Here is an 18,664-nt window from a genome sequence, read left to right as displayed (position 1 = left end):
AGCCGAATAAGATATTGATCTTAGTCGGCTTTTTAATGGTGTTACTGTTATCCTACTCTTATTATTACGCTTTTGTTGCTGCTACAGGTTTAAGATCCAGTACATGTAATACACGCTCTGGTGTACCTTCCCATATCATCGGACGTCCTTTCGGGTTTGCTTCATTCCACCATCCAGTAAAGCGCTTGGTGTTATATTGATAGAAGTTAGGCCCCGATAAAATAGGTATAGTCACCATATTTTCAGCTAACAATGCCTGTATTTTGTGAGCGATTGTCATTTGCTGATCGTGTTTATCGGTTTGGTAAAAACTATCAAGCAAGGTGTCTAATTCTGCATTTTTCCAAAAGTGCATCGCAAAACGAGGCATACCATCTTTCTTTTGATAACGAGAGTGGTAGGCTGATTCCCAGTATTTATGCGGGCTCGCGCCATGGAAATAATTGGTATAAGCAATGTCATAATCAGCGGTGATCATCGCTTGGTTATAAACAGAGAAGTCAGGAGTACGCGCTTGGGTTTTAATCCCTATCGCATTTATTTGTTCCGAGGCCAGTAACACAATATTATTGAAATCTGTCCAGCCGTTAGGTGATTGTATTTCTAACGTCAGTTTTTTACCGCTTGGTGTTTCAACAAAGCCATCGCCATCTTTATCAATAAAGCCTGCTTTTTTCAGTAATGCTTTGGCCTCTTTGACGTTATAGGTCATATAAGGCTTATATTTTTCGTGGGTTTTTTTATCTGACCACGATTCAAAACCATAACCAAGACCTGAAGCAAAATCATTCACTTTACCGTTGCCATAGATAGCAATGTCAATGATTTCTTGGCGGTTTAAACTCATTGAAAAAGCCCGTCTGAAGTCTACGTTTTCAAGTGCTTCTTTTTTAGCGGGATCATTGGAATTAAAGTTCAGTACAAAAGATTGCGTTCCTGCTGGTGGATACCAATAACCATGATTCTTTGAGGCATCGACAAAAACACGATCAATATCAGGTACAAATGAACCCGCCCAATCAATTTCTGAGTTGATTAAATCTGCTAATACTTGATCATTATGATTTTTTTGTGGAATGCGTAAACAGTCTACTTTTAAGTTGCTGTTATCCCAGTAATTAGGGTTACGGCACTGGGTAAAGAGGGTTGAAGTAAAGCGTTCAATTTCTGTAAATGGTCCCGTACCGACTGGGTTTTCATTGGTAAAGGTCTCTGGTTTTTCTATTTTGCTCCAGATATGCTGCGGCACAATGGGAATACTAACAACATCATTCACAAGGCTAGTATTGACTTCATTAAAGGTAAACGTAATAACATAATCATTATTTTTTTCTATTTTAGTTATACGCTTTGCGATCCCTCGATCATCTAATGCACTGTTTTCTTTTATCATATTAAAAGTATAAAGAATATCATCAGCAGTGAATTGCTCACCATCCGACCATTTAACATCATTTCTAAGATCAAACGTTAATGATAGTAAATCATCACTGACAGTATAATTTTTGGCGAGACGAAATACAGGGATATTGCCTTTCAGCTCATTAAATATAACCAAAGGTTCATAAATAAAATCACGGGCGGTGTGTAACCGAGAATTAATAAACGGATTAAAATTTCGAATTAACTGTGGGTTGTGATTTGGAATAATGGTTAAGTATGATTTTTCATCAGCTTGTTCATTAGCTAATGTATGAGTAGAAATACTGGATAGCAGAGCAATAAATATTAACGAAAATCGCATATATACCTCAAACAAAGTTAAATAATATCAAGCAATAAAATAATTTTGTGGGGATATTAAACGGTGTATTTTCTTACTATTCAATAAGATAAAGTTATTATTGATAGTGGATTAAAAGAGAGAGGCAAGAAAGTGGTGTTGTTAGATCATCAGTGATAATTCATTTTATGAAACAAATCATGTTTTATAGATATTTGTGTTTGTAAGGTTGGTAATAAAACAGATAAAGCCATGATTAACAAGATGATGAGGTATATTAATAAATAATAGTATGTTGCAGATAATCGCGATTAATTATTGGGTTTTGTCACAAAAAAGCTTCGACAGTGATCCACTATCGAAGCTCTATTATTGAATCATGCGTTGAAAATTACTTTTTCAAGCGAGTGATTTTGGTTGCTTTGCTGCTAATTGCGTTACGTAAACGAGCACGACGTTCAGCGGCTGATTGATCTTGAGTCGGGTTGTTTTGACGACCCGCACGATCACGGTAAGCGGCTTTAGTGTTCATTCGTACAACTAATGCTTCACGGCTCTTTGGCTCGTAACCTTCCAATTGTACGCGGTGAATACGTTGATTAATCAAACGCTCGATTTGAACTAAAGTCAGTTCTTCTTCACGGCTAACGAATGAAATAGCGTTACCTTTTTGTCCTGCACGACCAGTACGACCAATACGGTGTACGTAATCTTCAGCAAGGAATGGCATGTCGTAGTTAACAACATACGGTAAGTTTTGAATGTCTAAACCACGTGCAGCAACTTCCGTCGCAATCATTACACGTGCTTTACCTTCTTTAAACTCTTCTAATGCACGACGACGAGCACTTTGTGCTTTATCACCATGGCAAAGAACCGCTTTAATGCCATCAAGCTTGAGTTCTGCAACAAGTTGATTCGCTGTTTCTTTGTAGTTAACAAAAACTAACACTTGTGGCCAGTTTTTCTTACCAATTAATTCAGACAGCATTTCACGTTTACGTTCTTGATCAACAGGATACACGACGTGAGAAACCGTTGCGGCTGTGCTGTTTTCTGGTGTTACAGTAATACGCTGTGGTTTACGTAGAATATCAGCCGCTAATGCATTCATCTGCGCAGAAGAGGTTGCAGAGAACAACATTGTTTGTGGCTTAGTGCGAATGTCTTCTAGAATGACGCGGATAGCACCAATAAAGCCCATATCAAGCATACGGTCAGCTTCATCAAAGACTAGAAATTCTAGGTTCGCTAATGAAATGTTCTTTTGTTCTATATGCTCAATTAAACGACCAGGCGTTGCAACAAGAATATCAACACCTTTCTCTAGGCGTCTTTCTTGAGATGACATCTTTTTACCACCAAAAATAGCGGCACAGTTAATGTTGGTGTACTTAGCGTACTCGTTGATGTTAACTGAGATTTGTTCTGCAAGCTCACGGGTTGGCGCAAGAATTAATGCACGAACGTTAAAACGGCTTTTTGTTACTGGCTTATCCAATAACTTTTGAATAATAGGTAATGAAAAGGCAGCTGTTTTGTCTGTACCTGTTTGCGCCAATGCTAAAATATCAGCACCACGTCGTGCTTGAGGAATTGCTTGTTGCTGAATTGGGGTTAATTTCTCGTAACCAATTTCGGTTAACGCTTTAACAAGCTCTGGAGAAAAACCTTGAGATAAAAATGACATGCTGTGTTCCTAAACTGTCGGCCTATGCCGATTACATTCATAAACTAACGATTAAGATAAGCTTATGAATGTAATCTGCGAATAAAATGACCGCATATTATAGTTGATTGTAAGTTATTGCGCTACCGTATCCTGAGTTAACATAAACCCCGCATTACGCGGGGTTTAAAGAATAACTGAGTTCAGCCTAAAGCTTACTTAAATTCAGCTTTGCGCATGCGGTTCAATACTGCCATAACCTCAATAACACGAGGTTTAGCCATTTCACCATATTTAGGCATCATATCAGCCCAGTTATCGTGCAACATATTGGCAAACGCACGCGTAGGATTTTTTTCCCAGCCTTTAGTTTGCGCAAGTTGGAACCATAGGTAACCAATAGCTAATAGTTGGCTAGAGTGAGCAATTTGCTCTAGGGCTTTTAAGTCGATGTATTCACGGCCAAAACGTAATGATGTTTTGTCTTTAACTTGAATACGGAACTTGCCTTCCTCTAACATTGATTGTAATGCACTGCGGTTTATTTGACGTGTGCGAGGATGAACAATAACTTCTGTTCCTTCCTGCTTACGACGTGTTGGGTGAGATGCGACTACTGCTCGTGCTTTTTCTGTTACATCAACAGCATCATAGTTATGCATTTGAATAACAGTATCAGCCACATCAAGATAGTCACCAGAACCACCCATTACTAACATTACTGAGATGTTGTGTTGATCGCGTAGCAGTGCAATGCGGTCAACTAATGGGGTAATTGGCTCATCTTCTTTACAGATCAGTGCTTGCATACGCTCGTCACGGATCATGAAGTTAGACGCTGATGTATCTTCATCAATTAATAAGGCTTCAGCACCTGATTCAATTGATTCTTGTAACCAAGATGCTTGTGAGGTTGAACCTGACGCATTTTGGCTACTAAACGCGGTAGTGTCTTTACCCATTGGCAAATTGCTGATGTAAGGTGATAGATCAACATTGTGAACACAACGGCCATCTTCAGCACGAATTTTAGCTGCCGCATCGTTAGTTACGACATATTCACGACCATCGCCAGGAACATGATCATACACTGAACGTTCAATAGCACTCAGCAACGTTGATTTACCGTGGAAACCACCACCAACGATAAGCGTAATACCTTCCGGAATACCCATACCGCGGATTTTACCTTTATGAGGCGCTTCTAATTCTACCGCTAAGTTATCAGGACTCAGAAATGGAATTGCGTCTGTTAGTGGTAAATCACTATTACCCGCAATACGAGGTAATAAACTACCATCCGCAACAAAGGCTAATAGTTTGTGTTGTTTAAGTTGGCTACGTAACGCAACTTGATCTTCAACCGCTTCACAGTGACGTTGTAACTCATCCATTGGTAATTCGCGGGCGATAGTGGCACGACGGATCATCTTTGGTAAATAGAATGTCAGCAGGTTAAGGGTTTTTTTCGCAATAATAGTGCGGCCATCAGCTGGCATATTAATACGGAAACGTAATTCAATGCCTTCTTCATCAAACACAACAGATGTGCGATCAAGAATAGTTTGCCCTGGCATATCAATTAAAACGGCATTGTCTTGCTGTGATAAGTCAGCAAAGAAGCGTGCAATAAAATCACGAGCTGCACGTTGATAATCAGTCGATTTTTCACGTAGCCATTCGAGGTCAGTTAATGACCAAGCGCGACGAGCACGAACGCGAGAAGCTGGCGCAAAGGGATCCGACTGAACGGTATCGATAAAAAAGTCGAAATCAACAAAGTGATATTCACCGCGCATACTTGAATAGCTACGGTAGTTATGACGGTCAATTTTATGGAGTTTGGCTTCGAGTAATTGCATATCGCCCCGATATCGTTCGTTATTAAATACAGAGCGCGTAATGAGGTTGGCTCTGGTCGCTGGATATTACACTAAACACTGACTTTTAGCATGAAAACTTTATCTAGGTCACAAAAAACAGTCTTAAGAGTCGATTGTTTCAAAACGAATAAATGACAAAATGTAAAGTAATATTACAACAGCTTAAATTATGCGACAGTTAAATGATCGTTATGAAGCAAAGCATTTATTTGTTACCAAAAAAGAATGAAAGAGAGGTTTACTCCATTAATATGCTTACACAGGATAGTTATGCCTTGTATCTATATGTTTTTTGTTGTGTTTTTGATTGTAATAGATTAGTTATTTTTATATTTAAATATGGATATAGTTTAGAACACTAAAAAATTGCCTCTTTGAAGTGATTTTTAGCACTAAAAATGAAATTGTAAGTAAAAGTAAACTATTTTCGTCTTTTCTATTGGTCAATACTGGTTATCTTTGCTGTTATGATGCATTCTTAAAAGATAAAACAACAAAAATTCACATAAAACCAATAGTTTATTCCAAATTGGTATAATTGGTTTGTGTCGTGTAATCGTGATTATCAAGGTAAAAGATATGAATAAGCCACAGCTTAAAACCATTGCCGAAAACGCTTTTTTTTCAATGTTTCGTCGCAAAGCTGATGTGTGTGATATTCAGGAAACCTTTTATGGTTGGGTAGTTTTTCTTGCCTCAGGGAAGACGAAAATTGTAGTTAAATTTTCGCGTGAAGTAGGTCGCATTGGAAAAGAAGTCGCTAGTTTAGAGCAGTTACGAAAAATTGTGTCGTGTCCGGTGCCTGAAATTTATTTTTTTGGTCGAGAAGCTGGGTATGATTATATCGTTTTAGATTGGTTAGAAGGTGTCTCTGCACACCAATTACCTGAAGATTCTAAAGCGGTGATGACATTTAGAGAAGATTATACTGATATTTTATTAGCGTTACATGAGCATCAACACCCACAAGGGTTTGAGCTTTCAAATGGTCAATTTAGCCAACATTTAGGTTCCGCATTTGATGATTGGATGGGCAGTGTTTATCACTATTTAATGAGTTCAGGTTCGCCATTTAGCTCAAGGATAAAAGAAAAATTTGCAGATCTTTGGGACAATAGAACTAAAATTTTAGCGCCAATTGCTCATGAGCCATCATCTTTTGTACATGATGATTGTCATATCGCCAATGTGCTTTTTGATCCAACAACGTTTAAAGTGGCGGGATTATTAGACCCTTGTGATAGCGGTTTTAAGCATCGAGAATTGGACGTGATTCATTTATTTGATGTTCGCAGTGATTTACATATCGCCGAACGCTATCTTGAAAAAAGTCACTTAGATGATGGCTTTGAAGAACGTCGTCATTTCTTTAGTTTGTGGGATGATGCGAAACATAGTCGCAATATGGGCTGGTATAATGAACAATGGCTAACAAATAAGTTTTCATTATATGAGTCGGTGGCACAATAATAATCTACATTGGCGTTATGCTATTCTTGGGCAGAATGTGAAACTACGTATTATGGTTAGTTATAACTTGTAAAAAGTAAGGGAAGATTTGATTTATGAAGAAAACGGCAGTAGGTTTATTAACGTTATTTCTTTTTGGGTGTGCACAGCAATTACCCGTAAAAAATGATCACCAAGTGGTCGCTTCTGTGCCCAATCCGACGATTAAACCATTGGCGTTTACACCTATGGTGACGGCTGATGAAATAAACGCAGCGGCAAAAGCACAGATGGCCGCAGCTGAAAAGAAAGTGTCTAAAATAAACAAGCAGACACCTGTAGTAACGGATAAAATTACAGCTTCAACAGCATCGATAAAATTGGCAGCAGTTCAGCATGAAAAAACAACCAAAACGAAAGATGGAATGCTAATTTTAGGTCATCATGAATGGGCGCTTATTTTATCAGGTAAAAAACATATCTCGGCTTATATTGATCCTAAATCATCAACTTCTCGAATTGGTGTGAAAAATCTAGTCGAATTTGAGCGTGATGGTGACAATTGGGTAAAATTTATCTTCCAAGGTAAAGAATATAAATACCCTGTGAAAGAATGGTCAAAGCCGGATGATAAAATTCGTTTACCGATGGTTTTACTGCGCACAAAATTGGGTGATCGTAATGATGAAGTTGAATATCAACTGATTGATGGTGGTAATGGTGTTGTTTTAGGTGAGAATTTTATGCGTGATGTTGCGACACAGAATAGCCAACGTAAATATATTCAGCCAAGAGCCAAATAAATCGAATTCAATTCTAAGATAATAATATAACAAACGGCATTCATCTTACTCAAGATCAATGCCGTTTTTCGTTGTAGGCCTGTTGATGCTACTCTGTAACGGTAATTTCGTAGCTACTGAATTTACGAATATTAATTACACCAGTATCAAATAATAAATATTGGCCTTTAATACCTTCAAGAATACCGCTGACAACGGGCTCTTTATCAAAATTGTGAGACGCTATTTTGGTTGGGAAATGATCAACAGGGTAATGTATATCAACAATATCATTATCTAAATATTCGATAGCATCGTCACCAAATTCAGCGGTTATTTCTGCCAGTCTTTGTTTTACTTCTGGCAATAATAATTGAGCTTGTTGGTGCAAATCGATATCTACATTGTTGCCTTTTAGCATGGTGCGCCAATTGGTTTTGTCTGCCACCATTTCAGCAATAGCGACTTCAACTAAGCCTGAGATTTGGCGTGTTTTTACTTTTAATACAGCCAATGCTTGCGTTGCACCTTGATCTATCCAGCGTGTAGGAAGCTGAGTATGACGAGTAATACCGACTTTTAGTGCCGAGGTGTTAGACAGATAAACATAGTGAGGCACCATGCAGTTATCTTCTCCCCATTGCGGCTCACGACAAGTTCCTTTTGCATAATGACAAGTTTCTGGCTTCATGATACACATATCACAACTTGCCAGCTTTTTCATACAAGGAAAGCAATGACCTTGTGAATAACTCTTCTTGGTTTTCTTGCCGCATGAACAGCAGAATATATTACCGGTATGAGTAAGGGTTAATTGCTTACCAATAAAAGGGTTCAGGTGAAGTTGTTGATCGCCAATAGGAAGGTAGTAATCGACAACCTCTCCAAGCGATGATTTCATTTTGCTGAGTGTACCTTGCATGCTCGTGCTCACAGTTTATTTTTGTTGTGAGTGTATCAGGGATTTATACTAACCCCTAAATATCTTAATAATTTACAGTATTAGATTACTCAGTTTTTGGTATGACTTTTAATTGAAGTGGTTGTGTTTTTTCTTGGGGTGAGAAAAAAATGCTTAATATTTTTTTTGGAATAAAGCTACGCATAGATAATTGGGCATATTCTTTATAATCATATAACCTGAATTTAGTTACAAATAAGAGGGATTTGTGATCAGAGCAGGGGGGAGCGGGGGTTATGGTATCAAGGGCAATCGGTTTTTTATTAATAGGTATACTAGATAATAATGCTAGATTTACTACTAGATTATTGTTGATAATCAGAGTGTTACTTTTTTTGTTTATTTTTAAGTGTTTATTGCTAAGGTAGTAATTATCATTGTGAATATAAATATTAGCAACGTTATTGTTTGCTTTTTTATAGCAATTGTTTTCTCTAGTATAAAAAGATATCAGGTACCCGGGTAAAAAATGTTGGAATTTATAACTTACCACCATGTTTTGCTCACTTGAACCTGAGTATAAGTCTTCAATGGATAACTTATCGTATTTTAAAAGTATTTTTAGAACATCGGCTGTTAGACGATAAGGTGTTTTTATTTCCATTGGTTGAAAGAAAAAAAGTACACCAAATTGGAATATCAAAATAGTAACGACGATAGAAAATGTTTTTAAGATAGGTCTAATACATTTAAATATCCAAAAATAGCTTATAATAAACACAATAATAGCTAATGCATATACTAAGGGGATCCCTATATAAACACCAGCCCCTGTTGACATATGACTAAGTATTATCGCCTCTGTAATAATGATACTTATGGATAAAAATAATGAAATAATAAATCGTTGAGTTTTATTCATGATGATGAATCCTATTCATTATTTAAAATAATCGAGTAATCATTTAAATTACTCATATTATATTAGTCATAAATAATGAATACCTCATAAATATAAAGCGATGAGCATATGGTGTAGGTTGTATCGTATAACAGCACTCGGTCTTCGATTTAAATAAAAAGAGTAAGCTTTATCTAAAACATCAGGATTAATACTATACTTTAAGTAGGGTATAAACGAGGGTGATGTCATATGAAAATGCTGATATTAGGATGGGTAAATAAGTATATTAATCTTGTAAGTAAGAAGAAGATATATAATTTATACAAATGAGTTATGTTTAATACGAATAGTAGTAGTAGTGAAAATTAGACATCCAAAATAATCAATATTTAGGGATGTCTACGTTGAGTGTCAATGCTGTAAGTGACGTGAGCTGTGCTTTTCTAGCTTTCTGAATAGTAATGATAAACTAAAGCATAATATAAAATAGACAGCGCCAACAATGAGCCAAATTTCAAAAATAAACCCAGAAGAATTAGCAATTTCAGAGCCGGTAAATGTCATTTCTTGTATAGAAATCAATGAAATAATTGATGAATCTTTTACTATAGAAATAAACTGTCCTGCAAGCGTTGGCACGATAGCAGTGAGTGCTTGTGGGAATATCACAAATCTAAACCGACTATATGTTGATAACCCGAGTGAGTCAGCAGCTTCCCATTGTCCTTTACTAATCGAATCAATACCCGATCGAATAATTTCAGCAATATAGGCCGCAGCAATAAGCCCCACACACAGAACCCCTGAAAATAAATTCTCCCACAAATTGCTGTGTCCAAATAACACTATCTGTAATACATTTTCTTGGCCGTTGTAATGGCGGAATAAATCACTTAAACCAAGTAATGGAATTAATTGATTTGAAATGAAAAAGTAAAAAATGAACACAAAAACAAGTGGTGGTATATTACGGACTAATTGAATGTAGCTACTAGCAATCAATTGGACTATTTTAAATGATGAACGATATGCAAGTGCGAGCAATAAACCAAATGTCGCAGCAAAAATCATTCCCCAGATACTCACTCGAATAGTGCTAATAATACCTTTGATAAAATAAGGTATACCGCCATCGTTACTACATGTAAATACAAGCTTCAATGCTTGATGCCAGTGCCAATTATAGTGGATGCCAACCGATGAACGGTAGGCTAACCAGCTAATAAAACAGCCAATAATGATAAGTAAAATAATATCGAGTTTATTCAACTTAAAATTAAAGCGGCGACCAACAGGCGGGGGAGAGCCCGCCTGTGGTACATTACTACATGACGTTTTAACTACAGTCATTATTATTTAGTCTCGTTAACCTGATCTTGCCATTTCATGGTTTTAAACCAGTATTGGTAACGACTATTTAACCAACCGTCTTCAGTACGAACTTGAATCCAGTTATTAAGGAAGTTAAGTAAGTTAAAATCACCCTGACGAATCGCAAAACCGGTTGAGTAGCGTGTTAATGGTTTCTTAAATGGCATAAATAAGCTATCTGGGTTTTTGATCACCATTTGTTCAGGTGTTGGGGTTGATGCTAGTGCAGCTTGAGCATTGCCATTAAGTACTTCTTGGAAAGCCTGTGTTTCATCATCAAATTGGCGCAACTTGGCTTTTGGGAATAATTTACGAGCAGTTTGAACAGGGTAAGCACCGCTACGAACAGCGATTGTTACACTACGTTTATTATAATCAGCAATTGTTGTCATTTTTGATGCAAGCTTTTTGTTAGCGACCATTTGCACTGCTGAGTAAGAATATGGATGAGTGAACAGAACACTCATATTACGCTGTGGTGTAATGGTTAAACCGCCAATGATGACATCAAACTTACCTGCGAGTAGTGCTGGGATAATACCATCCCAAGCGGTTGGAACAAATTCAATTTTCAAGCCAGCATCTGCTGCTAAACGTTTAGCGACATCGACTTCAAAACCAATTAAATCACCTTGTTTGTCACGCATTGCCCAAGGAACAAAGGTTGATAAGCCTACACGTAATGTACCGCTTTCTTTTATTTGTTGCAGAGCATTATTATCGTCTGCCGCAAAGGCATTGTTTGCCCCTAATAGGCAAGTAAAAACGGTAAGTAATACCGCAATAAAGCGTTTCATAGATTTCTCCATCGATGTGCGTATAAATTTAATGATTAGGAATAGTTAAACGGCGCTCTAGCCAAATAGCTAGTGCTGATAATGTTAAGGTTATACAAAGGTAAATTGCCGCTACAGTAAACCAAACTTCAAATGGCATTGCTGTATCTGAGACAATATTTCGTCCTTCTGTTGTCAAATCAAATATAGCCATAATACTGACAATAGAGGAGTTTTTTACTAAAGCCACTGCTTCATTTGTGAGCGGTGGAATGATTTTTCTAAACATTTGCGGAATAATAACAAAGCGGTAACTATCAATGCGTGATAATCCTAGGCTTTCGGCCGCTTCTCGTTGACCTCGTGGGATCCCTTTTAACCCAGCCCTGAAAATTTCAGCACTATAGGCACCTTGAAATAAAGACAGAGCTAAAATAGCGGTTGCTGTACGGTCGAGACCTAAGATAGGGCCAAAGACAAAATACAGTAGGTAAATTTGAACCAGTAATGGTGTGCTACGAACAACTTCAATATAGCCACGCGCAAGACACCGACCGACAATAGAATCTGACATTCGTAATAAAGCAGTAATCAAGCCGATAATAACCGTACAGACTAAACTGATAGCTGATATTTTTAGAGTGATTATTAAGCCGTCAATCAATTCACCACGGTACCAGTGACCATCTTCACAGAAGCACAAGTACTCAGTAATACGGTACCATTGCCAGTGATAATTCATTGCTTTCGCACCACTATTTAGTAGTAGCATTATAACTGAAGCAACGCAGATAATTTGTAATAGGGTAGCGATAACCTTAGGGATTCGAGATCGCATGTATTGGGTCATTATTTTGATCTCAATAGCTAAGAATATTTTTGAGAAATTGTTGTGTACGCTGGTGCTGGGGGTGATCAAATAATTGCGCTGGTGGCGCTATTTCAACAATTTCGCCTTGATCCATAAATACCACCCGATCAGCAACTTGACGGGCAAATCCCATTTCATGAGTCACACAGACCATGGTAATACCATCATCTGCGAGTTCCTTCATAACATCAAGAACTTCGCGAATCATTTCAGGATCAAGCGCTGATGTTGGTTCATCGAAAAGTAAAATACTTGGTTTCATACATAAAGATCGGGCAATCGCAACACGTTGTTGTTGTCCACCAGAGAGTTGTCCTGGGAATTTATCAGCTTGATGACCAATATGGACACGATCCAAAAAGTCACGAGCTAAGTGTTCAGCATCATCTTTAGACATTTTTAAAGTACGTCGAGGTGCTAATGTTAAGTTATCTAATACCGTCATATGTGGAAATAAATTGAAGTGCTGAAACACCATACCAACCTGACCTCGTATTGTATGAAGTTCTTTATGGTTTAATGAATGTCCCGCAACGGTGATTTCACCATGATCATATTTTTCCAAACCATTAATACAACGAATCAGTGTCGATTTTCCTGATCCTGATGGGCCGCAAATGACCAGTCTTTCACCTTTTTTTATTGAAAGGTTAACATTTTTTAACGCATGATAATTGCCGTACCATTTGTCAACGTTATTAAATGTGATTATATTTTTTTCAGACAACTCAGGATCCCTTAAATGTAATTGACATCTATTTGTATTATCTTTATTTCTTTTTTATGACAAAAGAATACATAATTATTGAAATAATATATTAACCGTTATCAATATTGGGTTATTAATCTATTTAGTTTGTGTATATATTTCAAAGTATCGTGGTTTTGTATAATAATTAACTCTAGAACTATACTTTACAGGCTTTTTATTCTCTCGTGTAACAATTATTTCGTGTTTTTAATTTTTTCTATTCATTATCTGCAATTTATATGCAGGATAGTACAATGTTTATAATGAAATGTCAGGATTCATTCAGATTTTGATTAAATAACAGTTTGCACTCTACGTTTTTACACGATAAGTTAAGTAAATGTTTCAGGTCAGATGATTATATGGTTATTTGTCTTTTCAGGCTGATTACTGTGTTAAAAGGAATTATAGGAAGTATTGTTATGCATAAAACGGATGATGTTCGTATCAGTGAAATTAAAGAACTTTTACCACCGATTGCTGTGTTAGAGAAATTCCCTGCGTCTAATAAAGCAGCTGAAACAGTTTATGAATCACGTCGATCTATTCATAACATTTTAAATGATGAAGATGATCGTTTATTAGTGATTGTTGGACCTTGTTCAATTCATGATCCTGTAGCGGCATTGGAATATGGAAAAAAACTAAAGCTATTAAGAGACGAACTCAAAGGCGAGCTTGAAATTGTGATGCGAGTTTACTTTGAAAAGCCACGTACAACGGTGGGTTGGAAAGGGCTAATTAACGACCCGTATATGGATAATAGCTTTCAACTTAATGATGGTTTACGTATTGGACGAAAACTATTAGCGGATCTTACTGATTTAGGCTTGCCAACGGCTGGTGAGTTTTTAGATATGATTACACCTCAATATATGGGTGATCTGATTAGTTGGGGAGCAATTGGTGCTCGTACAACAGAATCACAAGTCCATCGTGAACTTGCATCGGGATTGTCTTGCCCTGTTGGCTTTAAAAACGGTACTGACGGCAATATTAAAATTGCAACAGATGCTATTGGTTCAGCCAGTGCCCCTCACCACTTTTTATCAGTGACGAAATACGGCCATTCAGCGATTGTTGCAACGGCAGGTAATGAAGATTGTCATATTATATTACGTGGTGGTAAAGCACCTAATTACGGTGCTGATGATGTTAATGCAATTATGCAGCAGCTTGCTAATGCAGGTTTACGTAATAAATTAATGATTGATTTCAGTCATGCCAATAGTTCAAAACAATATCAACGGCAAGTAATTGTTTCTGAAGATGTTGGTCAACAAATTGCGAACGGTAATAGCGCTATTTTTGGTGTAATGATTGAAAGTCATTTGGTTGAGGGACGTCAAGATACTGTTGATGGTGAAACGCCAATGTATGGACAAAGTATTACCGATGCCTGTATTGGTTGGGATGATACTGACAAAGTCTTACGCCAACTTGCTCGTGATGTAAGCACTCGCCGTCAAAAATAGTGACTTAATAGTTATAAACAAACAGCTTACAAAAGCTCTGGCTGATATTAAGTCAGGGCTTTTTTATTTTTGGAGTCTGTAACCATCATTAAATTCAATATCAAAATGTTCACCGTAGTTATGTTGATTGAGTAAATTATCATTAAAGGGAAATTGACAATATATACAGTAATTATGATGTAATCCATTAATAATAAAAGCATAAAAAATATCATGGGTGTCAGCAATAAGCGTTTTTTTATTCATAATGACTCCAAATACACATATCTAAGAGGTAATACTATAAAAATAAGCAGTTACTTTTATAAGTGTACTTACTCTTGACGTTATCATGAAAATAAACACCGAAAGATGTATAGAAAATAGGACACTATTTGTTGTTATTATTTACTAGAAATGCTGTTAATTTTTAATTAAATTGCTAATACTTAGTAGAGTTTATTTAAGTTAGTGTTAATTCGTCTTTCATCGTTAATTAAGGAGATGATGATGCGTAGCCTAAAATGGAAATTAACAATAAATAGTATCTTAATGTGCAGTTTGTTATCAGGGGTGTTGGTGAACTTTACTTATGCTGATGAGACAGGTTCATCATCGCTGAGTGTGATTACAACGACTCAAGCATACATTAATCATCAAACAATCGTTCAACAGCCAGAGCAGAATATTGTATATCACCCTACATTAGGTTATATGGATTACCAACAAATTTGGTGTAATGATGATCATCAATCGGCGATGAAGCACTATCAGCACTTTATTACTCAGGTTTGTCTAGAAAGAGGCGGTAGCTTGACTAAAAATTGGTGTACGTTGTCAGGCTCACAACAACCTCTTTTTTATACATTTATTGCCGCTTATGATTTGAGTTGCCATAATGATGAAGCAACAATAGTACACATTATTGAAGTAATGCCTAATATAAAAAATAATACCGTTGTTGCTAAAGCGTGGATAAAAACAGCAAAAAGTTTAGGTTTTTAAGAAAAAACGTACAATTAATTGTTATACCATTGTTTAAATAATTGCAGCCGGATAATTTGGTTAAGATTATGCTCTATAATGGTCGTATTGGGTGTCTGTTGAGTTAAGTCTACTGGTGAGGCTAAGATATTACAGTTATTATAAATGACACTGTAACTTTCTTTGATATCAATGACTATTTTATAGCGACTCGCTTTGATTTTAGGAAGAATAAAGTTGCCTTTATTTGTTATATGAAATGATAAGGTTTTTGGGTATTCATTAAGTATTTTAGTTGCATATTGTTGAGTGAATTTTTCAACTACATTTTTATTGTTATAAAGTAATGAGAAATTAATGATAGGATTTTTTATCGTATTATTTGTTAATAATGGCGATAGTTTTTTATAAAATGCTGCACTTGAGATGTCAACTCGATTATTATCATCCAGTAAATATTTATCAATATTAATGTTCATTTCGAGATGTAGCTGCTTACTTTTGTTAACGTATTCTTTTATCGAGTATTGAGCGTTTTGCTCTGATTTCATGGTACGTTTGATGATTAAATTATTATTCGCGATCATCAAATCTTTTTGTAAATAATCATCAAAAACTTGTTTGTTATAATTTGATTCAAAATAACCATTAAGTTTAACCATTGTTTCCCATAATTCTGGTATGTATTTATTAAAGGTGATATCCACTTGATGTTGGTATTGCTTTGGTATCTTGCTAATGAGCTCTTCTTTATTATAATAAATACAATCATTAGAAGAGATAACATTAATATTTTGGTAAACATCTAAATATTTCGGGCAGTAGAGTGCTTTGTCTTTTTTATATTTAAAATTAATATTTGAAATGAGGTCAAAGACAAGATCATTATTAAGTAAAATAGTCTCTAAATCACTTTTTAATGAACGACGTAATTTGGTGTAATGTTGTTGTTTTTCTTTGATTTTTATCTTTAAAGTGTTGATTTTTTCAATGTGCTGTTTTTCGTCTTTTTTAATGATTTCCAAATGGGTGTTTATTGATGCTAATTCTTGCTGATAATGATTTAATTTTTGATTAACATCTTTTTGAAGTGCTCTTTTTAAAATATTCACTTCAATCATATTAGTTTTGTATATTAAGGCACTATTATTAAGAGCTTGAATGAAAATAGCTGAACTTTTAATATTTATTTGATTGAATTGGTATATTAAATTGTTAATATCTTCAAGATAATGAGGATTAGATAGCCAATTTGAATTTATTAATTCCTTGGTGGAATATTCAAGGTTTTTGAACTCTAACGGTGTATTAAAAGGGCTATAAGTATCTGTAATAATAAACCCTTGCTGTTTTTGATGTGGGATAATTTCAGGCGTGATGTTAAAGGAAGAATAATCAATATGGCTTTCATTATCACAGCCGCTAACCATGAATAGCAAAAGAATAAAAAAATTTCGCGAGATGTTCATCTTCAACAGTATTTACAGTCATCAATCAATAACGCGGATTATACCGATATTAATATCATATACAAGCATATGCTTAGTGGCAGTTAGTACCTATGAATAATGCGTGATTATGTGGTTAATATGTAAGTATGATAGTCTAGTGTTAAAACAATGGAGATAATAATGTTAATAACGTTTAGTTGTAAGTCTCATAATAATGTAACAATGTTTGGTGATATTGCGCAGTCACTTATTACGATGATGGAATTTTCAACCGATATACCAGGTGCAATATCAGCTGTTGATGTTGAGAAGGCTTTGATTAATTTAGAAAAAAATATTGCAGTGGTAAAGCAACAACAAATTTCAAATCAGGATGTGCAGCAAGCTATTGATAGTGAAGAGGAAGATGAAAAGGAGGTTGAAATAAGTCTTTCAGTTAGGGCAATACCTCTGATTGATTTACTCAAGACTGCTATCTCTGTTGAAAGTTATGTCATGTGGGAGTAGGGAAAATATCATATTTAAGGTAAATCATTTGACTAAATGTAGTGGTGCAAACGGGTCATCGTTAGGATCATTTAACCATAGATATTCAGTATCTGCGGCAATACGACGTGCAATAGCATCGCCGTGTTGATGACCGATAATGGCCAGTGACATGTCAATACCTGCAGAACAGCCTGATGCTGTGAATATATTGTTATTACGCACCCAGCGAGCAGATGTCTGCCATTGAATGTTGTTGCCAAATTGAGAGACCCAATCAAGGTGTTTTTGGGTTGTTGTTGCCTTACCATTATTAAGTAAGCCAGCGTTGGCAAGTAAAGCAGCACCTGTTGAAGTCGAACAGACAGTATGCTGCTGTGGTGCGTTTTTTTTTAACCAAGTTAAAATATCTTTATTGTGGGTAGCAAATCGAATCCCGACACCGCCTGGAATAATCAAAATACCCGCTGAAATTTCGTCATTAAAACTGAGCATCGGTTGAAGGCTTATACCTTGAGTACTGGTAACATGTTTACCATCGGTTGTAATAATTTGTAATTGATAATGCTCAGGCAATAAACCAAACATGTGTAATGGACCTAATGCATCGAGTAGTTCAAATTGTTCAAAAAGCAATACAGTTACAGTTTGTCGTATGGTCATTGTATATGCCTTATAATGAATGAGATGTTATTAGTAATAGTCTAATTAGCCATGTTTGATTGTGTTGTAGATGATAATTTGGCTTTTATAATTGCATTATGAGGATAATGCTTGTTATTCAGCCGCGAATGATTACAATCAGCCCCCTGTTTAAAAATGGCTCAAAATATCAGCTGACACGATTATGAATAGAAAGAAAAAAATTAACGAAACGTTAAAAAAGAGAATGAAGAAGGCGAATGCTAAGCTAAATAAAAGCACTAAGCCTCGTTATATTTCTAAAGCAGAACGTGCCACGCTTGATGCAGAAGCAGTACTGGTTGCTGAGACTGTAGATGTTGCCTCTGATGCTATTGCCGATGTCGATACTGAGTCTGACGTTAAGTAAATAGCGCAACAAACATTCACTTTATATTCTAAACAGAAATATGATTTTGGTCGTTTTTCTGTTTTTTCGCATCATGCCTATAATTATAGATAGGATGATTGCTTGCTTGTCATTTAGATGAGCAATCTACTACGCTACTGTGCGTTTAATTTATACAA

Annotated in this window: 18 protein-coding genes; 6 read left to right on the top strand and 12 right to left on the bottom strand. The window is 36.0% G+C overall.

Annotated elements, in window-relative coordinates; genetic code table 11:
• Positions 1-64: 64 nt before the first annotated feature.
• The 3 genes from BTO21_RS14515 to BTO21_RS14505 form a co-directional block, all read right to left on the bottom strand.
• The gene (locus BTO21_RS14515) at positions 65-1,744 is read right to left on the bottom strand and encodes an ABC transporter substrate-binding protein (protein WP_105026880.1); all 1,680 of its coding nucleotides are present in this window, start codon (positions 1,742-1,744) and stop codon (positions 65-67) included.
• 370 nt (positions 1,745-2,114) lie between these two features.
• Positions 2,115-3,413, bottom strand: coding sequence for a DEAD/DEAH box helicase (locus BTO21_RS14510; protein ID WP_105026879.1), 1,299 nt, complete (start codon positions 3,411-3,413; stop codon positions 2,115-2,117).
• Between the two features lie 194 nt (positions 3,414-3,607).
• Entirely contained in the window at positions 3,608-5,254 is a 1,647-nt protein-coding gene (locus tag BTO21_RS14505; RefSeq protein ID WP_045027375.1) for an ABC-ATPase domain-containing protein, read from the bottom strand.
• 600 nt (positions 5,255-5,854) lie between these two features.
• Between BTO21_RS14505 and BTO21_RS14500 the strand changes: the two genes are divergently transcribed.
• Both BTO21_RS14500 and BTO21_RS14495 read left to right on the top strand, forming a co-directional pair.
• Positions 5,855-6,745, top strand: coding sequence for a phosphotransferase (locus BTO21_RS14500; protein WP_065191986.1), 891 nt, complete (start codon positions 5,855-5,857; stop codon positions 6,743-6,745).
• 95 nt (positions 6,746-6,840) lie between these two features.
• Entirely contained in the window at positions 6,841-7,527 is a 687-nt protein-coding gene (locus BTO21_RS14495) for a RimK/LysX family protein (protein ID WP_052672604.1), read from the top strand.
• 88 nt (positions 7,528-7,615) lie between these two features.
• On the opposite strand, the gene BTO21_RS14490 is transcribed toward BTO21_RS14495, so the two are convergent.
• The 6 genes from BTO21_RS14490 to BTO21_RS14465 form a co-directional block, all read right to left on the bottom strand.
• Positions 7,616-8,428: a DUF2797 domain-containing protein gene (locus BTO21_RS14490; protein WP_045027371.1), complete on the bottom strand. Its 813-nt coding sequence runs from the start codon at positions 8,426-8,428 to the stop codon at positions 7,616-7,618.
• Between the two features lie 85 nt (positions 8,429-8,513).
• Positions 8,514-9,329: a hypothetical protein gene (locus BTO21_RS14485; protein WP_045027369.1), complete on the bottom strand. Its 816-nt coding sequence runs from the start codon at positions 9,327-9,329 to the stop codon at positions 8,514-8,516.
• A 393-nt stretch (positions 9,330-9,722) separates the two neighbouring features.
• Positions 9,723-10,661, bottom strand: coding sequence for an amino acid ABC transporter permease (locus tag BTO21_RS14480; RefSeq protein ID WP_045027367.1), 939 nt, complete (start codon positions 10,659-10,661; stop codon positions 9,723-9,725).
• A 2-nt stretch (positions 10,662-10,663) separates the two neighbouring features.
• On the bottom strand, positions 10,664-11,479 hold the full coding sequence (locus tag BTO21_RS14475; RefSeq protein ID WP_045027366.1) for a transporter substrate-binding domain-containing protein: 816 nt from the start codon (positions 11,477-11,479) through the stop codon (positions 10,664-10,666).
• A gap of 28 nt (positions 11,480-11,507) precedes the next feature.
• Entirely contained in the window at positions 11,508-12,296 is a 789-nt protein-coding gene (locus tag BTO21_RS14470) for an amino acid ABC transporter permease (RefSeq protein WP_045027435.1), read from the bottom strand.
• Between the two features lie 22 nt (positions 12,297-12,318).
• Complete coding sequence (locus BTO21_RS14465; protein ID WP_065191989.1) at positions 12,319-13,056, bottom strand: amino acid ABC transporter ATP-binding protein; 738 nt, start codon at positions 13,054-13,056, stop codon at positions 12,319-12,321.
• Between the two features lie 446 nt (positions 13,057-13,502).
• Here BTO21_RS14465 and aroG point away from each other — a divergent pair, with 446 nt between their 5' ends.
• Positions 13,503-14,555, top strand: a complete 1,053-nt coding sequence (gene aroG / locus BTO21_RS14460) for a 3-deoxy-7-phosphoheptulonate synthase AroG (protein WP_045027364.1) — start codon at positions 13,503-13,505, stop codon at positions 14,553-14,555.
• 63 nt (positions 14,556-14,618) lie between these two features.
• Here the strand turns inward: aroG and BTO21_RS14455 are convergent, their stop codons facing one another.
• A complete protein-coding gene (locus BTO21_RS14455) occupies positions 14,619-14,801 on the bottom strand; it encodes a hypothetical protein (RefSeq protein WP_065191991.1) in 183 nt (60 codons plus the stop codon).
• Positions 14,802-15,044: 243 nt separating this feature from the next.
• On the opposite strand from BTO21_RS14455, the gene BTO21_RS14450 reads away from it, so the two are divergent.
• Positions 15,045-15,539, top strand: a complete 495-nt coding sequence (locus tag BTO21_RS14450; protein ID WP_045027363.1) for a hypothetical protein — start codon at positions 15,045-15,047, stop codon at positions 15,537-15,539.
• A 14-nt stretch (positions 15,540-15,553) separates the two neighbouring features.
• On the opposite strand, the gene BTO21_RS14445 is transcribed toward BTO21_RS14450, so the two are convergent.
• Positions 15,554-16,987 carry a hypothetical protein gene (locus BTO21_RS14445; protein ID WP_146107831.1) on the bottom strand — a complete coding sequence of 478 codons (1,434 nt, stop codon included), beginning with the start codon at positions 16,985-16,987 and terminating at the stop codon, positions 15,554-15,556.
• 162 nt (positions 16,988-17,149) lie between these two features.
• On the opposite strand from BTO21_RS14445, the gene BTO21_RS14440 reads away from it, so the two are divergent.
• Positions 17,150-17,476, top strand: a complete 327-nt coding sequence (locus BTO21_RS14440) for a DUF1840 domain-containing protein (protein WP_045027360.1) — start codon at positions 17,150-17,152, stop codon at positions 17,474-17,476.
• Between the two features lie 24 nt (positions 17,477-17,500).
• Here BTO21_RS14440 and BTO21_RS14435 read toward each other — a convergent pair whose 3' ends face one another.
• Positions 17,501-18,118, bottom strand: coding sequence for a DJ-1/PfpI family protein (locus BTO21_RS14435; protein WP_045027358.1), 618 nt, complete (start codon positions 18,116-18,118; stop codon positions 17,501-17,503).
• 184 nt (positions 18,119-18,302) lie between these two features.
• Here BTO21_RS14435 and BTO21_RS14430 point away from each other — a divergent pair, with 184 nt between their 5' ends.
• Positions 18,303-18,506 carry a DUF2986 domain-containing protein gene (locus BTO21_RS14430; protein ID WP_045027357.1) on the top strand — a complete coding sequence of 68 codons (204 nt, stop codon included), beginning with the start codon at positions 18,303-18,305 and terminating at the stop codon, positions 18,504-18,506.
• Positions 18,507-18,664: the final 158 nt, after the last annotated feature.

This window comes from Photobacterium phosphoreum (assembly GCF_002954725.1).
In the GTDB taxonomy this organism is placed as follows: domain Bacteria; phylum Pseudomonadota; class Gammaproteobacteria; order Enterobacterales; family Vibrionaceae; genus Photobacterium; species Photobacterium phosphoreum.
The sequence above is the reverse complement of the archived record's forward strand: the minus strand, read 5'-3'. Positions and strand labels throughout refer to the sequence as shown.

Excerpts from the sequence above, each read along its gene's own strand:
- BTO21_RS14440 (WP_045027360.1), top strand. The coding sequence starts at position 17,150 with ATGTTAATAACGTTTAGTTGTAAGTCTCATAATAATGTAACAATGTTT.
- BTO21_RS14435 (WP_045027358.1), bottom strand. The coding sequence starts at position 18,118 with ATGACCATACGACAAACTGTAACTGTATTGCTTTTTGAACAATTTGAA.
- BTO21_RS14505 (WP_045027375.1), bottom strand. The coding sequence starts at position 5,254 with ATGCAATTACTCGAAGCCAAACTCCATAAAATTGACCGTCATAACTAC.
- BTO21_RS14445 (WP_146107831.1), bottom strand. The coding sequence starts at position 16,987 with ATGAACATCTCGCGAAATTTTTTTATTCTTTTGCTATTCATGGTTAGC.
- BTO21_RS14470 (WP_045027435.1), bottom strand. The coding sequence starts at position 12,296 with ATGCGATCTCGAATCCCTAAGGTTATCGCTACCCTATTACAAATTATC.
- BTO21_RS14430 (WP_045027357.1), top strand. The coding sequence starts at position 18,303 with ATGAATAGAAAGAAAAAAATTAACGAAACGTTAAAAAAGAGAATGAAG.
- BTO21_RS14500 (WP_065191986.1), top strand. The coding sequence starts at position 5,855 with ATGAATAAGCCACAGCTTAAAACCATTGCCGAAAACGCTTTTTTTTCA.
- BTO21_RS14490 (WP_045027371.1), bottom strand. The coding sequence starts at position 8,428 with ATGCAAGGTACACTCAGCAAAATGAAATCATCGCTTGGAGAGGTTGTC.
- BTO21_RS14480 (WP_045027367.1), bottom strand. The coding sequence starts at position 10,661 with ATGACTGTAGTTAAAACGTCATGTAGTAATGTACCACAGGCGGGCTCT.
- BTO21_RS14475 (WP_045027366.1), bottom strand. The coding sequence starts at position 11,479 with ATGAAACGCTTTATTGCGGTATTACTTACCGTTTTTACTTGCCTATTA.
- BTO21_RS14455 (WP_065191991.1), bottom strand. The coding sequence starts at position 14,801 with ATGAATAAAAAAACGCTTATTGCTGACACCCATGATATTTTTTATGCT.
- BTO21_RS14485 (WP_045027369.1), bottom strand. The coding sequence starts at position 9,329 with ATGAATAAAACTCAACGATTTATTATTTCATTATTTTTATCCATAAGT.
- BTO21_RS14495 (WP_052672604.1), top strand. The coding sequence starts at position 6,841 with ATGAAGAAAACGGCAGTAGGTTTATTAACGTTATTTCTTTTTGGGTGT.
- aroG (WP_045027364.1), top strand. The coding sequence starts at position 13,503 with ATGCATAAAACGGATGATGTTCGTATCAGTGAAATTAAAGAACTTTTA.
- BTO21_RS14450 (WP_045027363.1), top strand. The coding sequence starts at position 15,045 with ATGCGTAGCCTAAAATGGAAATTAACAATAAATAGTATCTTAATGTGC.
- BTO21_RS14515 (WP_105026880.1), bottom strand. The coding sequence starts at position 1,744 with ATGCGATTTTCGTTAATATTTATTGCTCTGCTATCCAGTATTTCTACT.
- BTO21_RS14510 (WP_105026879.1), bottom strand. The coding sequence starts at position 3,413 with ATGTCATTTTTATCTCAAGGTTTTTCTCCAGAGCTTGTTAAAGCGTTA.